Raw genomic sequence first — 19,705 nt, forward strand, 5'->3', positions numbered from 1 at the left:
CGGAATGAAGAGATAACGCAAAGAGGCCTCCGGGATTCATCCCGGAGGCCTCTTTGCGTTTGGGTAGCTTAGAATGTTTTGGAACTGTCTTGAATTAAAAAATTGAGCTCAGCCATTTCTTTTTCGCTAAGATCTCTCCATTTTCCAACAGGCAAGTCAAGGTGAATATTCATGATCCGGATCCGTTTCAGTTGTTTGACTGTGTAACCTAAATATTCGCACATTCTCCTGATCTGCCTGTTCAGCCCCTGGGTCAAAATAATCCTAAACTTGAATTTATTGATCATCTCCACTTTACAGGGATCAGTTACCGTGCCTAAAATAGGTATCCCTGCCCCCATTCTTTTCAGGAAAAATTCAGTGATGGGCTTATCCACTGTCACGATGTACTCTTTTTCATGATTGTTTTTAGAACGAAGTATTTTATTAACAATATCTCCTTCGCTGGTCAAAAGGATCAAACCCTCACTGTCCTTATCTAATCTCCCGATGGGGAAAATTCGTTCTTTGTGGCCGATAAAATCAATGATGTTGTTTTTTTCACCTTTAGTATCGGTCGTGGAGACAATCCCTACAGGTTTATTAAAAGCAATGTAAACGTGCTGTTTTTTGGGTTTACCCACCAATTTTCCATCTACTCTCACCTCGTCCTGTGGGAAGACTTTAGTCCCCAACTCGGGAATTTTCCCGTTGATCGTGATTCGTTTTTGTTCCAACAGTAAATCCGCTGCTCTCCTTGAGCAGAACCCTACTTCACTGAGGTATTTATTGATTCGAATTGAAGAGTCCTGCTCCATTGGAAATTAAAAAGGTGAATTCGACCGAAAAATAATCGATCAAATTCACCTTTTTATGATTAGCGGAGATTAAAACAACTTATTCAGATCCTTTCGCATCAAATGAAGGATTAGAAGCTAAAAGGCGGCCGTCTCCATCAGGACTGATATTGGCAAGAAGCACCAAAGCCTCATCTCTTTTAGCATTGAAAGCCACTAGATTTTCTTTTGAAATTGGTTCTGATGGTGGAATTTTTTCTTTCATCCAATCCTCTTGTTTGCCATTTTTCCAGAATCTAAAGCATAGATGGGGTCCTGTGGCCAAACCTGTGCTTCCCACATATCCAATTACTTGACCTTGTCGAACCCTAGTGCCGGCTTTTATTCCTTTCCCGATTTTGGACATGTGCAGGTATTGTGTAGTGTAAGTACCGTTATGTTTGATTTTGACGTAATTGCCATTTGCTGAAGTATATTTTGCTTCGACTACGGTTCCATCCCCTACGGAACGGATTTCTGTGCCAGTCGGTGCAGCATAGTCAGTGCCCAAGTGGGCTTTATATCTTTTTTGTACCGGATGGAATCGGTTGAGATTGTAGCGCGAACTGATTCTGGTGTACTTTAATGGATCTCTCAAAAAGGCTTTTTTAAAGCTGTTTCCATTTTGGTCAAAAAATGAGATTTGGCCGTTTTGCTCAAAAGGGATTGCATGCAACGCTTGGCCTTTATGTTCGAAATAGGCTAATTGAATATTCGAAACAGATACCACAGTTCCTTCTACTACTTTCTCTTCAAACGCTACTTTGTAAATATCTCCTTTTTGAAGGCTTTGAAAGTCTACGGACCATCCGTACAAATCCGCAAATTCATCGATCAATTCAGGGGAAATTCCTTTGTCGACCATTGCATTATAAAGAGAAGTCTCTATTCTACCCCCTATTTCCCTCTTTCGGATTTCAGCAGGTTTCTCAGCTTTGTAAATATTCAACGAGTCAAGGTTGAATACCACATATTCAGCCGGGTTGGGTTCATAAATAAAAAATTGGGCCTTTTCAGAATCCGGTGGGGTAATCACAGTGAATTTCTTATTCACAGCGATCCACCTGACGTCAAAAACTTCCTTGGATTTTTTGGCAATTTCGTCGATGATCTGGTAAGGGACGTTAAATGGAGTCAGGATAGTTGCCAGGGTTTGATTTTTACTGACGGTACCCTCGATGATATTTAGCCCGGTTACATTGATGCCATAAAGAAAAACCTCTTTTTGGGGCTCAATTAGTAAACTGTCTTCAATTGGCTTTTCGGTCTCACTGCGTGGTCCACTTAAGAATGGAAGATGATTTTGGAATACGGCCGTGGCACCCAGGGTGAGTAAAAGTGCAACAAGGCCAATCCATATTTTCTTCATTGATACTTGATTAATAAGGGTTTAATTTCTGTTCGACTTTCAATCAAGGAAAAAGATGACTTTTTTCCAAGTAAAAGATCTTTTAATGGCTCTTTTGAGCCAATTATCATGCCGCATTACATGCGAGAAGTCAGTCTAATTTTTATTCGTTTGATTTTTAAGTTTTTAAAATTTTCGAAAGAAAATCGGAAAATCCTCAGCGAAACTTAGCTCAGGATAGGAATCTTCTAAAGATACGTGGATTACTCTGAAGCAAATATTTATCTTTGACCTCCCAAAATCAGGAATTCAAAATGTTAAGAACTCATACCTGTGGCGAATTGCGCCTCGATCACGTAAATCAAAAAGTAACATTGGCTGGCTGGGTACAGCGTGTCAGAAATAAAGGAGGGTTGATCTGGGTGGATTTGAGGGATCGATACGGAGTAACACAGTTGATTTTTGAAGAAGGGTCTACTGACAAAGCCCTTCTGGAAAAAGCTGCCCAATTGGGAAGAGAGTTTGTGGTTCAAGCCACCGGAACAGTCATTGAGAGAACATCAAAGAATGACAAACTTCCCACCGGTGCCATTGAAATCAAAGCGGAAGAACTGACGGTATTGAATCCCGCCAAGGTTCCCCCTTTTATTATAGAAGATGAAACAGACGGGGGAGATGATCTCCGGATGAAATATCGATATCTGGATTTGAGACGAAATGTCGTCAGAGAAAAACTCCAGCTTCGACATCGAATGATGCAAGAGACCCGGAAATATATGGATGGGCAGAATTTCATCGAGGTGGAAACCCCTGTTTTGATCAAATCTACTCCGGAAGGAGCCCGCGATTTTGTGGTGCCGAGCCGTGTGAACCCTGGTGAATTTTATGCTTTGCCTCAGTCCCCACAGACGTTCAAGCAGTTGCTTATGGTCAGTGGCTTCGATCGGTATTTCCAGATTGTGAAGTGTTTCCGCGATGAGGATCTACGGGCAGACAGACAGCCTGAATTTACCCAGATCGACTGCGAAATGGCTTTTGTCACTCAGGAGGACATTTTGAATACTTTCGAAGGACTGATCAAGCACTTGTTCTCGGCAGTAAAAGGTATTGATTTGGGACATGTGGATCGGATGACCTATGCTGATGCGATGAAAGGCTATGGTAATGACAAGCCGGATTTGAGATTTGACATGAAGTTTGTCGAGTTGGATCAGGTTGCCAAGGGAAAAGGCTTTTCGATATTTGATCAGGCTGAATTGGTAGTCGGAATTTGTGCAAAAGGGGCTGCTGAATATACCAGAAAGCAAATCGATGAGCTGACTGATTGGGTAAAACGGCCGCAAATCGGAGCAAAAGGATTAGTTTATGTCCGATACAATACCGATGGAACACTCAAATCCAGCGTGGATAAATTCTACACTTCCGAAGACCTGAAAGCCTGGGCAGAGGCCTTTGGCGCCAAACCTGGTGATTTGATGTTGGTTTTGAGTGGTGAGGCCAAATCGGTAAGAAAGCAACTATCTGAACTTCGACTGAAAATGGGTGAAGACCTTGGTTTACGAGATAGAAATGTGTTTAAGCCTCTTTGGGTGGTGGATTTCCCTCTGTTGGAGTGGGATGACGAGACCCAACGCTTCCATGCCATGCACCATCCTTTTACTTCACCAAAAAGAGAAGATATTCCGTTGTTGGAAACTGACCCGGGTGCGGTTCGCGCCAATGCTTACGATTTGGTGATCAACGGTGTGGAAGTAGGAGGAGGATCTATCCGTATCCATGATCGGGCTACTCAGCAATTGATGTTTACCCACTTGGGCTTTACGGATGAAGAAGCGCAGAAGCAGTTTGGGTTTTTGATGGAGGCGTTTGAGTATGGGGCACCGCCTCACGGAGGAATTGCCTTCGGATTTGACCGTCTTTGTGCCATTTTTGGTGGCTCGGACTCGATCCGCGATTACATTGCTTTCCCCAAAAACAACTCGGGTCGAGATGTCATGATAGATTCTCCAAGCACGATTGCAGATGCACAATTGGAAGAGCTTTCCATACGGGTAGCTTTGAAAAAATAATTGAGAAAGGGCTTCGGCCCTTTTTGCTTTTAAGAGGTAAGGTGTTAGACCCAAGAAGCAATCGAGTATCAGGTAGCAGATATCAAGATGCAAGATATTAGGCACTCGATTTATTTTTTAAATCTGGCAAGTAGGTCTGTGCCTCAGCTATCTACCTTCCTAATCTCCCAACTTCCAAACCTCCTTGCCCCAAAGTCTCCTGGCTCCCCCACTCATTTCTTTCCAATCAGGTAAGATCTTATCCCCATTACGATCAAAAGCTGGGCAGTGGCATAGGTGCCCATAATCAAGATGCCTGATTCGGGAAATTGCTTGTAAAACCTGCTGATAGCAATAATCCCGTCCGAAATAAAAAACAAAATCGCCCCGATAAATACTTGCCAAAAAGAGGCAGCATCACATTTTTTGAAACGATCTCTCGCGGTTGCTACCATACTCACGATCACAATGATGTAGGCGATTACCGGTATTTTCATATTTCCCAAATTGGGATTGACCAAGTAAAAAACCAAAGCGGCGCCGAGGTAAATCGGTAGATTATAAAAGAAGGATTTGACGAAATTCATCTCACCCAAACGGTTTTCTGGCTTTTGGGAAAGCCTGAATCCAATGATGTAACAGACATGTGCCATCAGAAATGCGCCCAATCCATAGACAAATAGGTGTGACCACATGAGCAAAATATCTCCGATCCACGAAAAAATGAGTGCGCCTAATATGGATTTGGTCAAAAGAGTGGAAGCGATAGGCTTGGTAATTTGGTAGAAATACAAAATCAACCCCAATAGGATCAAGGGTTTGGAATAGAAACGCATGGATGAATTTCCTTCTATCAAAAAGGTCAAGTCTGCAATGGTAGCTGCTAGGAACAAGTAGAGCCAAATTATATTTTTGTCTTTCAAAGGAATTATATTTTGTTATTTATGATAAAGCTGGTATAAAAAACCGACTTAGGGATTAGATCAGATTATTAATTGGGTTTTTAGAATTGATCTATTTGATAAAATTGGTTCATTTTTTCCGATTTTTCTTCTGAAAGCATTCACAAGTTCAAAATTTCGCTTAAAAAAAATGGGGTTAATTCGAAAGAATACAGAAAAATTGTTTTCGAAAGGATGTTAAGCTTTCGTTAAAAAATGTGAAATTTGCCGAGCAAAACTTAACGTTAACTACTCTAATCTACAGGGAGTCAACTTTACCTTTGCAGGGAGTTTCAATCAAAACCAACTTTACCAAACTAAAATTTATGAGGCAAAATTTACTGAAGAATTTGCTGGCAATGCTTATGCTCGTGATGAGCACAGGGCTGGCATTATCACAGGGGGTTACGACTTCCGGTATTTCCGGAACAGTGACCGAAGCCAATGGTCAGCCGCTACCGGGTGCTAACGTGGTGGCTACACACCTTCCATCCGGAACCAGATATGGTGCTGTTTCCAATTTGGATGGTAAGTATTCCATTCCGGGTATGCGTGTAGGCGGTCCATACAGACTGTCTGTATCTTTCATCGGATTTGCTACCCAGGAAGTAGATGGTATTGTACTTTCCCTTGGTGTATTTTCTAATGTAAACGTGGTGCTGAAAGAGGATGGTCAGGAGCTTTCAGAAGTTTTGGTGACAGCAAGTCCAAACAACCTGTTTTCAACCGAAAGAACTGGTGCCAATACTTCAATTGACAACAGAACAATCAACAAGCTTCCTACCATTTCCAGAAGAATCAGTGACTTTACCAGACTTGCTCCACAGGCAAACGGAAGTTCTTTCGCTGGACAAGACAATAGATTGAACAACATCACTGTTGACGGTTCCTACTTCAATAACTCCTTTGGACTTGGAGGACAGCCAGGTGATAGAACAGGCGTTTCCCCTATTTCTTTGGATGCCATCGAGCAGATCTCTGTAAACGTGGCTCCTTACGATGTGAGACAAGGTAACTTCACCGGTGCCGGTGTAAATACCGTTACCCGTTCCGGTACCAACGAGTTTAGCGGATCTGCTTACTATTTCTGGAGAAATAACAACAATGTCGGTACACAAGCTGGTGAAAATACATTCAACCCAGGTGACTTTACCTACCGTCAAATCGGCTTCCGTGTTGGAGGTCCTATTATCAAAGACAAATTGTTCTTCTTCGCGTCATTTGAAGATGATCAGGAGTTGAGACCAGGTACTACTTGGAGAGCCAACAATGGCAACGAGCCAATTGAAGGTAACGTGACGCGAGTGTTGGCTTCTGACTTGGATGGTTTGAGCACTTTCTTGAGAAATAACTTCAACTATGAGACTGGTCCATATCAAGATTATGATAACGAAACCTTGGCTACTAAGTTTTTGGTGAAGTTAGACTACAACATCAACGACAAGAATAAGCTTAGCTTGAGATACAACCACTTAGATTCTTCTACGGATGTATTACTCTCTAACTCATCCTCTCTTGGATTCGGTAACCGTAACCTGAGACCAGAGGCTTTGAACTTCCAAAATTCAAACTACAGCATTTTGGAAAATATCCGTTCCATTGTGGCTGAATTGAATACCAGAGTTAAAGACAACATGAGCAACAGCCTCATCGTAGGTTATACTTTCCAGGATGAATCCCGTGGAAGCAGAGGTACTTTCTTCCCAATGGTGGATATTCTGAATAACGGATCCACTTATACCACTTTCGGTTTTGAGCCATTCACGCCAAATAACGAATTGAGATATAAGACTTTCCAGATCCAGGATAACCTTCAGATTTTTGCAGGAAAGCATACGATCACTACAGGTTTCAGCTATGAATATTATGAGTCTGAAAACGTATTCTTCCCAGGTTCTCAGTCTGCTTATGTGTATAACTCTCTGGATGATTTTTACAGAGATGCCAATAACTTCTTGACTAACGGCAATGCTACTCCTTCCGGAGTAAACTTGAGAAGATTCCAAGTAAGATGGAACAACATCCCTGGTTCTGAAAAACCAATCCAGCCTTTGGAAGTGAATTACTTTGGACTTTATGGCCAGGATGAATTCCAAGCCAGAACTAACTTGAAGCTTACCCTTGGTTTGAGAGTCGATGTTCCATTCTTTGGTGAAACCGCTCTAAGAAACCCAGAGGTTGAAAGGTTTTTCTTCAAAGATCCAGTAGGTAAATACTACAATACCAGAACAGACAAACTTCCTGAGCCAAACATTCTTTGGTCTCCAAGATTTGGATTTAACTGGGACGTATTCAGCGATCAAAGGACTCAAGTAAGAGGTGGTACAGGTATTTTCACCGGTCGTCCAGCTTACGTATGGATCTCCAACCAAGTGGGTAACAATGGTATCTTGACTGGTTTTGCACAGTTGGATAACACCACTACCAGACCATTCAACCCAGATCCTAATGCTTATAAACCAACTGAAGTAACAGGCGCTCCAGCGGCTTCTTATGAACTTGCTTTGACAGATCCTAACTTCAAGTTCCCTCAAGTATGGAGAACCAATATCGCAGTTGACCAGCAGCTATTTGGTGGTATCGTTGCAACCGGTGAATTTATCTACAGCTCCGATGTGAATGGTATTGCCTACTACAACGCGAACCTTCCTGTTTATCAGTCTTCATTCTCAGGACCTGACAACAGACCTAGATGGACTAATAACAGAATTAATTCCAAGATTCCTAATGCGGTGACCCTAGCCAACCAAGCGATCGGTAACTCTTGGGTAGCTTCATTCTCATTGGAAAAACCATTTGCTAACGGACTTTTCGCAAAAGCGGCTTATAGCTATGGCGAATCAAGAAATACGGTTGATCCAGGATCTATTGCTGCCGGTACTTGGTTTGGAAATCCAGTTCAAAGAGATCCAAACAACCCAACTCTTGGTTTTTCTTCCAACTTCATGGGCCATAGAGTATTTGCAACAGCAAGTTATTCTAAGGACTTCTTTAAGTTTGGTAATACCTCATTCTCTATCTTCTGGGAAGGTAGAACCATCGGAAATGCCAGCTATGTGTTTGGTGGTGATTTGAATAACGATGGTGGTACTGCTAACGACTTGATCTATATCCACAAGAATGTGGACGAAATGAACTTCCAGCAGTACACTGCAAGTGGCAGAACATTCACTGCAGCTGAGCAGGCTGCTGCTTGGGAAGCTTATATCCAACAAGACAAATACCTCAGCGCGAACAGAGGAAAATATGCTGAAAGAGGTGCGGTAATCATGCCAATGGTTTACAGAGCAGACTTCTCTTTTGCTCAGCAATTGTTTACCAACATCAACAACAAGAGAAATACATTGGAATTCAGAGTAGATATCCTTAACGTGGGCAACTTGTTGAACCAGGATTGGGGTATTGGACAGACTTTCAATTCTACTCAGCCGTTGGTAGTTCCTTCCACTGCTCAAGGCGGTCCAGTAGGAGCTAATGGAAGACCTCAATACAGATTGAGAAACTTCGGTACAGATTTGATCTCTTCTACCTACAGACCAACCGCAGGAGTGGCTGACGTGTGGAGAATGCAGTTTGGCTTAAGATATATCTTCAATTAATTTGTAAACGACCTATTTCATAAAGCGCCCTAATATTTAGGGCGCTTTTTTTTGTATTTTTCTTTAAAAATCAGGGTTTAGCCCTCCCGTGAAAATGAAGAAAGTCCAGGTTATTTTTCTTTTTATGCTGTGTTCAGTGGTTGGATTTTCTCAAACTGACACATTGATCCTCAAGAATAAGGATATCATTGTCGGTGAAATAAAGAGCATGGACAAGAATATTCTGGTATTTGAAACCGATTATTCGGACGTGGATTTTAAAATCACCTGGAATGGAATAAATCGAGTCTATTCAAAAACCAACTATTTGATCACCCTTTCGGATGGCAGAAGGTACAACGGTAGAATCAGGAGTCTCAACGACAGCATAGTTGAGATTGATACGTATATGCCGAATACCGTAATCAAGTTTTCTAAAAAAACGGAGGACCTTGAAAGACCGGAAGGGGACAGAGTAGAGATTTACAAGTCAAAAATTGTCTACCTCAAAGCCCTGGATGAGGGATTTTGGAGCAGGCTTTCTTTCAACTTTGACGTAGGTACGAATATTACCAAAGCCAATGATTTACGCCAGTTTACGTTCAACACCGCTATGGGGTATATGGCGGATCGATGGAAAGGGAATTTGACCTTCAACGAACTCCTGTCTAGGCAAGCCGAGGTTGAACCAACTAAGCGAACAGAGTTGGGGTTGCTTTATAATTACTTTCTGCCGAAAGATTGGTACGTGTTATACAACCTAAACATGCTTTCCAATACGGAACAGTTGCTGGATTTGAGAACATCCAACATGATAGGTTTGGGGAAATTTTTGGTGCACACCAATAGGTCTTATTTGGGATTTTCCACCGGACTGAACTTCAACAATGAGAAATTCACCAATGAGGAAACGGCCAATCAATCCGGAGAAGCATTCCTTGGTGCTCAGTACAATATTTTTAATATAGGGGATCTTGATCTTTTGTCCACTTTAGTGGCCTATCCCAGTTTGACTCAAAAGAAGCGCTTAAGAACGGATTTTAAATTTGACATTCGCTATGAATTAAAGTTTGATCTTTTCTTCAAAATAGGAACAACAATCAACTATGATAATCAGCCTACATCGGGGGCTTCTACTTTGGATTATATTTTTCAAACCACAATTGGCTGGAAACTTTAGACACTTTTTAAACCCTTGATCAACTATTGAGTCAAAGTGAGACATTAGCATCCCTTTAATTTTCCTTTGGTAGCACCAATTTACCTTCAGTACGTTTTCTTAAAAAGCATGCTAAAGCTATTTTAAATTTGATGTTCGGCAACCTTTGACTTCTCGGTTTGGTTTTTAACACATGTTGTACTACAAGCAATTTTTACATACCGAAAGCAGCGAGTGGATAGTATTTATCCATGGCGCAGGGGGAAGCTCTGCTGTTTGGCATAAGCAGCTCAGGGATTTTCAAAAAGACTTCAATCTGTTGCTCATTGATCTGCGAGGTCATGGTAAATCCACTGATCTTCCCAAGGCCATTTGGAATCAGGAATACACCTTTGAAGCTGTCACCAAGGACATCATAGAAGTACTTGATTATCTCAAACTTCCACCAGCTCATTTTATGGGGGTTTCTTTAGGGACCATTCTTGCCAGACAGCTTGCGGAAATGCAGCCAGATCGGGTCAAATCCCTGGTCATGGCAGGAGCAGTCACCCGATTGACTGCCCAAAGCCGGATACTTGTTTTCCTGGGGAATACATTTAAGCGATTCATACCCTACATGTGGCTTTACAGGCTGTTTGCATTTATTATTATGCCAAGAAAGCAGCATGCCGAGTCCCGTAATCTGTTCATTGCCGAAGCACAAAAGCTTTGTCAAAAAGAATTTATACGCTGGTTTAAACTGACCAAAGACATCAATCCACTTTTGAAGTATTTCAAGGAAAAGGATTTGGGTATCCCTACCTTGTATGTGATGGGTGACCAGGACGTGATGTTTTTGGAACCTGTGAAAAACCTGGTGAAACACCATAAAAACTCGATTTTGCAGGTTTTGGAAAAATGTGGCCACGTGGTCAATGTGGAAAAACCCGATCAATTCAATCAGCTCTCTCTTGCCTTTATAAAAAACCAACAGTAACTGTCTTTTTCCCAGATGAAAAAACAAACTAAAGTACTTGTAATTATTGGAATCCTTCTGATTGTCGCAGTTTCCTTTTTGTATCCAAGATTTGGAAATCAGGGAGGAAGTGAAAGCCCTACACCGTCTGGACCTGCCGGAGGAGGACCAGGAGGAGGTGGGGGACAGCCATTGCCAGTTTCGGTAATTAAGCTTCAGAAAGAAACGCTTAATAACCAATTACAGGTGTCAGGGACGATTTTGCCGAATGAATCAGTAGATCTGAAACCGGAGATTTCCGGCTTGGTGACCAAGATCAATTTCAAAGAAGGTCAGTACGTGTCCAAAGGCACTCCATTGGTCTATCTCAATGATGAAGAGCTTCAAGCCCAATATCAAAGGCTACAATACACGCAAAGACTTTTTCAAACTCAGGAAAACCGCCAAAAGCAGCTTTTGGCAAGAGAAGCTATCAGTCAGGAGGAGTATGACATCGTCCTGAATCAATACAATACCGCGTTGTCTGATATCAAATTGGTAGAAGCCCAATTGCAAAAGACGGTAATCAGAGCGCCTTTCAATGGTATATTAGGACTTAGACAAGTTTCCGAAGGCTCAGTCATCAATTCCTCCAATGTCATTGTCAGCATAGTCAATATTGATCCTATTAAAATTGAGTTCTCTATCCCAGAACGATATTCTTCCCAAGTGGCGGTAGGCTCTCCCATTTTTTTCAGCAGCGAATCTTCCAATGAAGAGGTGCAGGGCAAGGTATATGCCTTTGAGCCTCAGATTGATGCTGCCACCAGAACCATTAAGCTCAGAGCTGAAAGCCCAAATAAAGGAGGCAAGTTCCTTCCGGGGATGTTTGTGAAAATAAGATTTGTTTTAGAAGTAAAAGAGGATGCGCTTATGGTTCCGGCTGAGGCTGTGATTCCAGAATTATCCGGTTACAAGGTTTTTGTGGTCGGAGCTGATGGAAAAGCAGAGCAGCGGATGATTGAAATCGGTACAAGAACAGACACACATGTGCAGGTAATCTCCGGATTGAATGAAGGGGATTTGGTACTTACTACCGGTGTGATGCAAGTAAGGCAAGGAATGCCTGTACAACCTAATCCTATTAATTAACCATGAGTCTTTCCAGTCTAAGTATCAACAGGCCGGTGCTGGCCATCGTGATGTCCTTAGTGATTCTGCTTTTTGGCGGAATCGGTATCTCCTTGTTGGGTATCCGGGAATATCCAGCTGTCGATCCTCCGGTGATCAACGTAAGTACCTCTTATGTTGGGGCCAATGCAGATGTGATTTTGGCACAAATCACAGAGCCCCTAGAAGAGCAAATCAATGGTATTCAAGGGATCAAATCACTCACTTCAACTAGTGCTGATGGTCGAAGTAACATTACTGTTGAATTTGAAGTAGGAGCGGATCTCGAAGCTGCCGCAAATGACGTTAGGGATAAGGTATCAGGAGCCCAGCGAAATCTTCCTCCTGATGCAGATCCTCCTGTAGTATCTAAGGCCGACTCAGATTCCCAGCCCATAGTAGGTGTCAATGTGAAGAGTGAGAACAGAAGTTTGCTCGAACTGACTGAAATTGCGGATAATATTTTCAAAGAACGTCTTCAGACCATTCCTGGAGTAAGCCGTGTGCAGATTTGGGGAGAGAAAGAGTATGCGATTCGTCTCCGAATGGATCCTCTCAAGATGGCTTCTTATGGGATTACCCCCATGGATGTACTCAGCAAAGTTCAAAGTGAAAACGTGGAACTTCCCTCGGGTAGAATCGAAGGCCAAAGTATCGAACTCTCTGTCCGAACAAAAAGCCGTTTGAGTTCCCCACAAGAATTTAATGAGCTGATCATTAAAGAAAGCCAGAGCAACATCGTAAGATTTCAGGATATCGGTACCGCCGAACTTTCGGCTCTGAATGAAAAAACCCTCCTGAGGAGAGACGGGGTACCTATGGTGGCGGTGGTTTTGGTTCCACTCCCCGGCTCCAACAATATTGATATTGCAGATGAATTTTACAGAAGACTGGAATTCATCAAGAAGGATCTCCCTGCTGATGTAGGAGTCGAAATTGGATTTGATGGTACGACCTATATCCGCCAATCTATCACTGAAGTTCAAGAGACGATCATCACTGCTTTCATTCTCGTAGTTGCGATCATCTTCCTCTTTTTGCGGGATTGGAGAACCACTTTCATTCCTGTTGTGACTATTCCGATTTCATTGATCGGGGTGTTTTTCATCATGTATCTGATGGATTTTTCCATCAACGTCCTGACGCTTTTGGGTATAGTTCTTTCTATCGGTCTAGTGGTAGATGATGCCATTGTGGTGTTGGAAAATATCTACGCCAGGATAGAAAAAGGGGAAAAACCACTCGAAGCGGCAGCCAAAGGCGCAGAGGAAATCTTCTTTGCAGTAATCGCAACCACTGTTGCATTGGCAGCGGTATTCCTTCCTGTAATCTTCCTTACCGGTACCACAGGTCGCTTGTTCCGTGAATTTGGCATCGTAGTGGCTGGTTCGGTCATCATTTCGTCCTTTGTTGCTTTGACTATGACGCCAATGCTAAGCGCCAAAATGCTGAAGCATAGGGAGAAGCAAAATGCATTTTATAATCTTACCGAACCGTTCTTCGTCTGGTTAAATGACCTGTATGATTTTGCACTCAGTAAATTCATGAAAATCAGATGGATCGCTTTCCCGATTATCGGGCTGATGGCGTTTGGGATCTATTGGTTTTTTTCTCAGCTTCAAACCGAATTGGTGCCCATTGAGGATCGCTCGGAATTAAGGATCAACATGAGCGGACCTGAGGGAGCAACATTTGGATACATGGACAATGTGATCAATAGTGTCGCCAGTGATCTGATGACGGAAATTCCAGATAACGAGAGACTGGCCGTGATCAGTATTACTTCTCCAGGCTTTGGAACAGCCAATACCAACTCTGGCTTTATCCGTCTCTTTTTGACGGATGCCGATAAACGGACTCGGACTCAGCAGGAGATATTTAATGAAATCAATGGGAAGCTTCGAAATATAACCTCGGTCAGAGCCTTTGCACAGCAGCCTGTTTCCATAGGAGACAGACGCGGAGGGCTTCCGGTTCAGTATGTCATCCAGGCTCCAACATTGGAAAAACTCAAGGAAGTGATTCCACCATTTATGGAGAAGGCGGCCCAAAGCCCTGCCTTCATTTTCACTGATATCAATTTGAAGTTTACAAAGCCTGAATTGGAAATCGAAATTGATCGGGAAAGAGCAAGGAATATGGGGGTTTCGGTGCAAGAAATTGCCAGGACCTTGCAACTTTCCTATTCTGGACAGCGATTTGCCTACTTCATCCGAGGGGGCAAACAATACCAAGTGATCGGTGAAATGAGACTTCAAGACCGCAATGAGCCGATCAATCTCCGAATGCTTTATGTAAGAGGAGACAACGGTCAATTGGTTCAGCTGGACAACTTGGTAAGGGTAGTCGAGAAAAGTACACCCCCACAACTCTATCGATTCAACCGATTTGTAAGTGCTACTGTATCGGCAAACCTAGCCGAAGGCTATACGATTGGAGCAGGATTGGATGAAATGGACAGAATTGCCTCAGAGGTGTTGGATGATTCGTATTCTACTGATGTGTCAGGTCCTTCCAAGGAATTTAGAGAAAGCTCCAATAGTTTGCTTTTTGCCTTCATTTTTGCATTGGTTTTGATCTATTTGGTGCTATCTGCTCAGTTTGAAAGCTTTGCGGATCCACTCACCATCATGTTTACGGTGCCTTTGGCGATTTTCGGAGCTTTGGCAACCCTCTGGATGTTTAATTTCACCCTCAATATTTTCAGTCAGATCGGTATTATCATGCTGATCGGTCTGGTGACCAAAAACGGGATTTTGATTGTGGAATTTGCCAATCAGCGAAAGGCACAGGGAATGGATATCCATGAAGCGATCTATGGGGCAGCAGTCGCTCGATTCCGTCCGATCTTGATGACCAGTTTGTCTACCATCTTGGGGATTTTGCCCATTGCGCTTGCTTTAGGCGCCGGTGCCGAAAGCCGGGTACCTATGGGGGCTGCCGTCATCGGCGGTTTGACATTTGCTACTGTCCTCACCTTATTTATTATCCCAGCTATTTACACCTACCTCACCTCTAAACAAGGAAGATTAGCCAGAATTTGATGAAGAAGTTAGCTTTAGTGCTCTTTTTGTGCATTCAATTACCAGGATGGAATGCCTGGGCCCAGGAGTCTTTGGATCTTGAAAAAGCCATTCAGGTAGGATTGGATAACAATCTGCAGATTAAAATCGCCATACAGAATGTGGCGCTCCGAGAAGGAGATCAAAAAATCGGATCTGGAGATTTGTTTATGCCCACGGTGGATGCGACCTACTTGCGCTCCTTCAGTACCGAGGATGTAGAGCAGAAGTTTATCAACGATCCTGCACCAAGGCAAATTGATAATGCAAAAACTAGAAACGAAAACTTTAGCGTAGTAGGCCTTTATGGTTTTCGACCTGAGTCCCTTGTTATCATGAAGCGCTTGGGTCAATTGACTGAAATCAGTGAGTTGGAGTCTAAGGTGGCCGTTGAAAACACAGTAGCAGGTATTTCTACTGCTTATTATCGTCTGATTTTGGAGTTGCAGCGGTATCAGGTATTGAAAGAAACGCTAAGATTGAGTAAAGCTCGATTGGATATTGCCAAAGCGCAATATGAACTGGGTGGTGCAGGTAAAAGAGACTATCTATCCGCACAGGTTGATTACAATGGAGATTCCAGCCTTTTGCTGACTCAGGAGCAAATCATACAGAATGCCAGAGTCAATTTGAATGAGTTGATGGCCGTGCCCCCAGACTTTGAATACATCGTAAAAGATACGATTGTCATAGGACAGCCCCTCCTTTTGGAGGATTTGGAGGACAATGCGTTTTTGGAAAACAAACAACTCCTGATAAACCAAAGACTTAAAAATGTGGCCTTTCTACAAACGAAAGAGCTTCAGGCCTCAAGGCTTCCTATCATTAATCTCAATGCATCTTATTTAAATAATACCTTGAATTCTGATGCCGGTTTCCTGATTCAAAACCAAAGGCAAGGGTTTAACTATGGGGGCAATATCACGGTCAACCTATTTAACGGACTGACTTTGAACAGAAGGATTCAGAATGCCAAGGTTCAGCAAAGAATTCAGGATTATTCTCTTGAGCAATATGAAATCCAGTTACAATCGGATATTCAAAGAGCTTACAATACCTATCAAAATAATCTTCGCTTGCTGAATATTGAGAATAAAAATTACCAGGTGGCAAAAGAAAACTCGGAAATCGCCTTGGAAAGGTTTAGACTTGGCATCGCCTCTTATCTTGAATTTAGAGACGCTCAAGTGAATTTGCTTACTGCGGAAAATAGGCTGATAACCTCTATCTACCAGATCAAGGAACAGGAAATAGAATTGCTCAGGCTATCCGGAAAAATATTCTTTGAAAACAGCATGGAGGAGTTTAATCCGCCATCAAACTAAGGCAAAACGGAGACTTGAATTAGTCTCCGTTTTTTATTTGCTTTTTTATTCAAAGACTTGATTTTTATTTTGGCACAACCTTTGCCAATTCCGCTCTGTCACCATCCGGGATTTGCCCGAAGGAATGAAAAGAGCCTTAACCCTCCTATTCTCCATTGCTGTTTTGTTACTTTTTGGGGTGCAATGTACCTTTTTGGAGAAGCGTTTTAGAGAAGTATTCAAAGATCCCTATGTATTAGACCTTGATGGAATCAGGGCGAGGGGAATTTTGCGCGCAGCTGTCGATAATAATTCCACGAGTTATTACATCTATCGGGGACGAAGAATGGGATATGAATTTGAACTCTTGCGGGATCTTGGAAAGCGATTGGGAGTTCAAGTTGAATTCGTGGTAGTATCTGACATTGAAAATGCTTTTGAACAGCTGGGTCAAGGCAAAGTAGACCTAATTGCCATGAACCTTGAACAAAACGAAGAGAGGCAGGAATTAGTGGCTTTTACTCATACCCTGGGTACGATGAGTTCGGTTTTAGTAGGGATGAAGCCTAATGAAGGACCTGTCACCTGGAAGGAAATTGGTTCCGATACGATTTTTGTAAGAAAGGGAACTGTATACAAAAGTCAGTTGGAACTGGTCAGGGATTCATTGAATCTGGAGTTTTCTGTAACGGAATCTCCGGATCATGAAGAAACCTTAATTGACTTAGTGACGGATGGGGAAATCAAATGGACTGTGGCAGACAAGAATATCGCACAGGCTAACATGACCTATTATGAAGGACTTGACATCTCTTTAAAAATAGCCAAAGAGGGATTTGTGGCATGGGCAGTGCGACAAAATTCGCCTGACTTATTAACTGAAATCAATTCTTGGATTCAAGACAAAAAGAAGCGGTTTATTCCGGATTTGTATACCAAATATTTTCTCAGCCCAAGAAACAGTTACTATCGAACCAACAGCCCCTATTCCTCGCTGGGAGGCAACAGAATTTCAGTTTACGATGACATAATCAAGGAAAGTTCCAAGGAGCTGGGTTGGGATTGGAGGCTATTGGCAGCCCTGGTTTATAAAGAGTCCGGTTTTGACACCACGGCTGTTTCCTATGCCGGTGCTGAGGGACTTTTACAGCTTATGCCGGTGACTTTAGAACGTTTTGGTGTGACCAATCCAAATGATCCCATCCAATCACTGCGTGGTGGGGTGAAGTACCTCCAATATTTGGATAAATTCTGGAGGGAAAGAGTCCCTGAAACCAATGAGCGCATCAAGTTTGTATTGGCTTCTTACAATATTGGGCAGGGGCATGTAGAGGATGCTTGGCGCCTAGCTTTGAAATATGGGAAAAATACCCAGACTTGGAAGGATGTGTCCATTTACCTTAGCTTAAAAAGTGACCCTGAATATTACCGTGATCCGGTCGTAAAGAGTGGTTTTGCCAAAGGTCACATCGCGGTCAATTATGTCCGCGATGTGTTGGGGTTGTTTCAGTCCTATAAGACTCTGGTAAGTCCTTAGGAGCTTAAAACAGTTCAAATAGGGCTTCAATTTCTACAGGGATATTGTCCGGCAACGAGCCCATTCCTACGGCAGAACGAACTCCAATTCCGTTTTCTTCTCCCCAAACTGCCGCGAATAGTTCGCTGCATCCATTGATTACATAGGGATGTCTTTCAAAGGAAGGCACGCAGTTGACCATGCCCAAGACTTTAATGACCCGTTTTATTTTATTGAGTGAGCCAATGTTGGCTTTGATGGTGGACAGCATGGCCAATCCTACTTGACGGGCGGCAAGCTTCCCTTGCTCTATATCCATGTCCTCACCGATTCTGCCGATGATCAAAGTTCCGTCGGGCTTTACGGTTCCGTGACCCGAGAGATAGAGGTATTTGCCATCAATCAGGCATGGTTTATAAACCCCAAGCGGTTTTGGGGCAGGAGGTAGTACAAGGCCGAGTTCGGCGAAGTTGAGTTCAGGAGTTTGCATAGGAATGGTATTTTTTAACCTTAAATAAACAGATCTAACACTAAGACGCCAATCAATCCAGCCACTGCGACGATCGTTTCCATGACTGACCAAGATTTGATGGTGTCTTTGATGCTTACATTGAAGAATTCTTTGAACATCCAAAATCCTCCATCATTGAAGTGGGAAAACATTAAACTGCCTGCTCCGATAGACAGGACAAGCAGATTGGGATCGACATTCATTGTGGTTACCAATGGGGCGATGATTCCGGCAGTAGTCAATCCCGCCACGGTTGCGGAACCCACACAAACCCGAATCACCGAGGTGATCAACCAAGCCAAAAGCAGGGGATGCATTTCCCAGGTCTTGAGTCCTTCAGCTATGGTCTGACTTACTCCTGTATCCGTGAAAATCTGCTTTAGCGCTCCTGCCCCAGCCACAATAAGCAAAATCATGGAAATGTCTTTGGTGGCGGCAGTGTAAATGTCCATGAGTTGAGTCATGGATTGTTTTCGCTTAATCCCTAATGAAAAAGTGGCATAGAATAAGGAGACCAACATAACCACTCCGGGATCCGCAATGAAATGTACCAAAGGGCTCAAAGGATCCTCTTTTGGGATACTAAAACTCAAAATCGTTGTTCCCACCAACAACAAGACTGGAAGTAGGGCGGTAAACAGGCTGTTCCCGATTCCAGGAAGTTCGGACTCAGGCTTTGGATCGACCAAGAAGGTTTTTAATGGTTCAGAATGGATTTTTTTCAGAAAAGGTGCGAAAAGTGGCCCGGCAATGATGATGGTTGGGATAGCAATTATAAATCCATAGAGTAAGGTCAAGCCCATATTTGCGCCAAATTGGGCTACTAAAGCTGCAGGAGAAGGATGTGGAGGCAAAAAACCATGTGTGACCGAAAGCGCAGCCAAAAGGGGCATTCCTACATACACTGCCGGAAGGCGGTATTGATAAGAAACGGTAAATGCCAATGGTACCAAAAGGACAAATCCCACATTGTAAAATAATGGGATACCTACAATCAATCCAGTAAACGCCATGGCCCAGGTGATGTACTTTTCTCCAAAGAAGCGCATCAAAAATCCGGCAATCCGCTGAGCAGCTCCGCTTTCTGCTACCAGCTTACCCAGCATAGCTCCCGTTACAATTACGATGACGAGGTCTCCAAGGAGAGTACCCATGCCTTTTTGGATGGACTTGGCAACTTGATCCGCGGGGAGTCCCAACATTAATCCAGCTGCAATGGCAGCGATCATAAAGGAAAGAAACGGATTGAGCTTGGCCCATACAATCAGCAAAACCAGTAAGGCAATGCTGATCAGCACAAGGATTAGGGTCATAGGTTG

The 19,705-nt window shown here is 43.0% G+C and carries 13 protein-coding genes; 8 read left to right on the forward strand and 5 right to left on the reverse strand.

The features are described 5' to 3' along the window. Nucleotides 1-68: 68 nt before the first annotated feature. Nucleotides 69-797: a 23S rRNA pseudouridine(2604) synthase RluF gene (rluF, locus tag DDT91_RS18620; protein ID WP_187177709.1), complete on the reverse strand. Its 729-nt coding sequence runs from the start codon at nt 795-797 to the stop codon at nt 69-71. 79 nt (nt 798-876) lie between these two features. After that, nucleotides 877-2,184, reverse strand: coding sequence for a peptidoglycan DD-metalloendopeptidase family protein (locus DDT91_RS18625; protein WP_187177710.1), 1,308 nt, complete (start codon nt 2,182-2,184; stop codon nt 877-879). Between the two features lie 293 nt (nt 2,185-2,477). Here DDT91_RS18625 and aspS point away from each other — a divergent pair, with 293 nt between their 5' ends. Beyond that, a complete protein-coding gene (gene aspS, locus DDT91_RS18630) occupies nt 2,478-4,232 on the forward strand; it encodes an aspartate--tRNA ligase (protein WP_187177711.1) in 1,755 nt (584 codons plus the stop codon). A 212-nt stretch (nt 4,233-4,444) separates the two neighbouring features. Here aspS and DDT91_RS18635 read toward each other — a convergent pair whose 3' ends face one another. Next, nucleotides 4,445-5,134 (reverse strand): lysoplasmalogenase, encoded by a 690-nt coding sequence (locus DDT91_RS18635; RefSeq protein WP_187177712.1) that lies wholly within the window; start codon nt 5,132-5,134, stop codon nt 4,445-4,447. A 344-nt stretch (nt 5,135-5,478) separates the two neighbouring features. Between DDT91_RS18635 and DDT91_RS18640 the strand changes: the two genes are divergently transcribed. The 7 genes from DDT91_RS18640 (at nt 5,479) to DDT91_RS18670 (ending at nt 17,896) form a co-directional block, all read left to right on the forward strand. After that, on the forward strand, nt 5,479-8,751 hold the full coding sequence (locus DDT91_RS18640) for a carboxypeptidase regulatory-like domain-containing protein (RefSeq protein WP_187177713.1): 3,273 nt from the start codon (nt 5,479-5,481) through the stop codon (nt 8,749-8,751). Nucleotides 8,752-8,845: 94 nt separating this feature from the next. Next, a complete protein-coding gene (locus DDT91_RS18645) occupies nt 8,846-9,910 on the forward strand; it encodes a DUF481 domain-containing protein (RefSeq protein ID WP_187177714.1) in 1,065 nt (354 codons plus the stop codon). Between the two features lie 172 nt (nt 9,911-10,082). Continuing rightward, a complete protein-coding gene (locus DDT91_RS18650; RefSeq protein ID WP_187177715.1) occupies nt 10,083-10,865 on the forward strand; it encodes an alpha/beta fold hydrolase in 783 nt (260 codons plus the stop codon). Nucleotides 10,866-10,880: 15 nt separating this feature from the next. Then, a complete protein-coding gene (locus DDT91_RS18655; RefSeq protein ID WP_187177716.1) occupies nt 10,881-11,975 on the forward strand; it encodes an efflux RND transporter periplasmic adaptor subunit in 1,095 nt (364 codons plus the stop codon). A gap of 2 nt (nt 11,976-11,977) precedes the next feature. Further along, on the forward strand, nt 11,978-15,037 hold the full coding sequence (locus tag DDT91_RS18660) for an efflux RND transporter permease subunit (RefSeq protein WP_187177717.1): 3,060 nt from the start codon (nt 11,978-11,980) through the stop codon (nt 15,035-15,037). After that, complete coding sequence (locus DDT91_RS18665; protein ID WP_187177718.1) at nt 15,037-16,380, forward strand: TolC family protein; 1,344 nt, start codon at nt 15,037-15,039, stop codon at nt 16,378-16,380. The genes DDT91_RS18660 and DDT91_RS18665 overlap by 1 nt, the downstream gene beginning before the upstream one ends. A 124-nt stretch (nt 16,381-16,504) precedes the next feature. Next, on the forward strand, nt 16,505-17,896 hold the full coding sequence (locus tag DDT91_RS18670) for a transporter substrate-binding domain-containing protein (RefSeq protein WP_187177719.1): 1,392 nt from the start codon (nt 16,505-16,507) through the stop codon (nt 17,894-17,896). A 4-nt stretch (nt 17,897-17,900) separates the two neighbouring features. Here the strand turns inward: DDT91_RS18670 and DDT91_RS18675 are convergent, their stop codons facing one another. Both DDT91_RS18675 and DDT91_RS18680 read right to left on the reverse strand, forming a co-directional pair. Then, nucleotides 17,901-18,365, reverse strand: a complete 465-nt coding sequence (locus tag DDT91_RS18675) for a RidA family protein (protein ID WP_187177720.1) — start codon at nt 18,363-18,365, stop codon at nt 17,901-17,903. 20 nt (nt 18,366-18,385) lie between these two features. Further along, a complete protein-coding gene (locus DDT91_RS18680) occupies nt 18,386-19,699 on the reverse strand; it encodes a gluconate:H+ symporter (protein WP_187177721.1) in 1,314 nt (437 codons plus the stop codon). Nucleotides 19,700-19,705: the final 6 nt, after the last annotated feature.

The organism is Algoriphagus sp. AK58, assembly GCF_014324365.1.
Classification (GTDB): Bacteria; Bacteroidota; Bacteroidia; order Cytophagales; family Cyclobacteriaceae; genus Algoriphagus.